Origin of the sequence: Faecalicatena contorta, assembly GCF_021531995.1 — a bacterium.
GTDB lineage: Bacteria > Bacillota > Clostridia > Lachnospirales > Lachnospiraceae > Dorea_A > Dorea_A contorta_A.
The window spans coordinates 1-2,795 of sequence record NZ_JAFBIZ010000188.1; the positions used below are offsets into that span (position 1 = coordinate 1).

Below are 2,795 nucleotides of genomic sequence, written 5' to 3' on the forward strand. Positions count from 1 at the left end.
GTATTTTTATGATTATAGGTAATTTTTTTATTTCATTATATTTTTTAATGAAAATTTCTAACATTTTAACATTAATATCCGTTGTGTGCATATGGCGCACCCCATCGGCTGGGTTTGCGGAGCAAAACGGCCGCAATGCGAAGCTGAACGGTCGGTTAGCCTTTGCTTGATGTCGCAGTCTCCGAGATAATAGATGTATTCATCCTTTGGATGAAAATACATTTATTACAGGAGGATAATGCATGCTGGATTACAAAAACATCATTATCAAACGCTACGCGCTTTCTTTATCCGGAAGCGAAATCGCCAGACAGCTGGGTGCAAGCAAATCAGGAGTAAATGACTTCTTAAGAGCATTTGAGAAATGTGAGTCTCTTTCTTACCCTTTACCGCCCGGCATCACGAATTATGGAATTGCAGAGATCGTGTATGGATCCATTCCGGGATCGGGTGGACGCAATGAAAACATTGAGTATCCTGATTACGAAGCGGATGCCAAGCTCATGGCAACTCGCAAAAACATGACATTGGTTTTCTTATGGAACAGATACTCTAAGAAGTGTTCGGAAGAAGGAAAACGCTTCTACCAGTACCGTCAATACTGCGAACTCTACAACAAGTGGTGCGAGGAGAATTACGAGACTGCCCACTTCGATGCTGTAATTGCTCAAAAGATGGAAGTTGACTTCGCGGGCCAGACCTTTGCTATGACGGATCCGCTTACAGGTGAGATCCTGACCATCGTCGTGTTTGTCGCCATTCTTCCGTATTCTCAATACATCTATGCAGAAGGAATGCTTTCCACAAAGGAACCGCAGTGGATTGAAGTCAATAACCACGCACTGGATTACTTCGGGGGCGTACCCGCATTAGTAGTCTGCGATAATTGCAAGCAGGCTGTTATCGTCAACCAGGACTGGATCGAGCCGGAACTGAACAAGGATTATGCTGACTGGGCAGACCATTATGGCACTGTCATCCTTCCAGCGAAAGTCCGGAAGCCGAAATTCAAAAGCTCTGTAGAAAATGCAGTCGGTATTCTGGAGAAAGGCTTCTTCCACAAGCTTGAAGAACGACAGTATTTCTCTTTAGAACAGTTTAATAAGGATCTCTGGAAAGAACTGGAGGCCCTGAATAAGGAGCCCTTCAAGAAGAAAGAGCACAATAGACACTACTATTGGGAAGAGGAGAAACTTGAATTGATGCCGCTTCCCTCCATGCATTACGAGTACATGGAGAGAAAAACGGCAAAAGTATCAAGCGACTTCCACGTACGCTTCGACAATGCTTATTATAGCGTAGATAAAGCATTTCTGCATAAAAAAGTATCTATTAAGGCTTCATCAACCGTTGTTCGCATTTATTCTCTCTCTGGAGAATTCCTTTATGAATGGCCAAGAGCGACTCGTAAGGGCCAGTGGTCAACGAATCCAGAGCATCTGCCGGACAACTATAAAGGATTTACACAGTGGAACGGGCCTTACTTTATCCAAAAAGCTCAACTTATTGGCAAGAATACAGAGACTATTATCCGTACGATTCTTAAATCCAGACCATATGAAGTCCAGACATACCGCATGTGCCTGGGGATTCTGAACTTCACAAAGAAATACAGTAATAAAGCGCTTGAAGAGTGTTGCAAACAGGCAATCACCCTGAATAAGCAGAAATATACATTCATCAAGAATACGATTTCCGTTGTTGCAGACGATCTCGGTGAAGCAGGATACCGTCATTCTACTCCATCAAAGAAAGAGCCTACTCGTGGCGGATATGTAATGCCACCGGAAGCTTCCAGCATTGATACTCTTTTATCCCGCAGTAAAGCCCTTGCGGACCAAATGCGAGAGGAGGTGGACGACTGATGCTTACCGGAACTGCACTCATTAATGAGCTTGTAGATGAATTGAACGAGCTCAAACTTTCTACAATGGCAGCTACTCTGGATGATCTGTACCACAGACCAGGATTTCTGGAAATGGATCGCCTTACTTTGATTGCGGAACTGATTGGCCCACAATTTCAGGAAAAGATCAGTACGACATTTAAAAATCGACTGACAGCAGCTCATCTGAAAGGATCCCCTGAAGAGTTATCCGATTGTGTTGACTCTGACAAAAGAGAATACCTGCCTTCCGGAATAACAGAGGTTCTGTCTTCTCTGGATTTCATTGAAAGAGGCTATAATCTTTGCATTCTCGGTGAATCTGATGCCGGTAAATCTTATCTCGCTAAAGCGATTGGCATCAAGGCTTGTAATCGGTATAACGTTGGATATTTCCATAGTGAAGAACTTCTGGAAAGTATGGTCGCTCTAAAAGAGCAGGATTACGATAAATACGCCCGCAAGATGAAAAAGTATCTGAAGTGGGAACTGATCATTCTGGATGACTTCCTGCTCCACACGATTACAGATGAGCGTGAAATCAAGATCCTTTTCGAACTGCTTGAGAAACGGAATGAGCAGAGAAAGAGCACTATCGTGTGTTCTCAGCGCAATCCGGATAACTGGAAAGCAATGATTCTCAACGATGAAGTATCGGCGAATTCTATCATGAAGCGAGCTACCAAGCATTACACTATCAAGATCAATCCACGATAAGAGGGAATCAGTTAATCAAATATGGGCGGCCGTTTTGCTCCGCAGAATGGCCGCTGTGAAACGCATTTGCGACCGCCGGCGGGCGCAAACTGCAGTTGTGCTCATATCTTTAATGTATATAGTAAATATCCTGTTTAAAAATACTGTAAAAAAATTACAAGAAGATATTAAAATCTTTTCAGATCAATACTAT

Annotated in this window: 2 protein-coding genes; both read left to right on the top strand. The window is 43.1% G+C overall.

What is annotated here, in order from left to right; all coding sequences use genetic code 11:
• Positions 1 to 242: 242 nt before the first annotated feature.
• Positions 243 to 1,865 carry an IS21 family transposase gene (gene istA, locus JQM82_RS14910; RefSeq protein WP_235251191.1) on the top strand — a complete coding sequence of 541 codons (1,623 nt, stop codon included), beginning with the start codon at positions 243 to 245 and terminating at the stop codon, positions 1,863 to 1,865.
• Positions 1,865 to 2,602, top strand: coding sequence for an ATP-binding protein (locus JQM82_RS14915; RefSeq protein ID WP_235251192.1), 738 nt, complete (start codon positions 1,865 to 1,867; stop codon positions 2,600 to 2,602). Before istA ends, JQM82_RS14915 begins: the two co-directional genes overlap by 1 nt.
• The last annotated feature ends 193 nt before the right edge of the window (positions 2,603 to 2,795 follow it).

Coding starts and splice junctions, on each gene's coding strand:
- istA (WP_235251191.1), top strand. CDS start 243: ATGCTGGATTACAAAAACATCATTATCAAACGCTACGCGCTTTCTTTA.
- JQM82_RS14915 (WP_235251192.1), top strand. CDS start 1,865: ATGCTTACCGGAACTGCACTCATTAATGAGCTTGTAGATGAATTGAAC.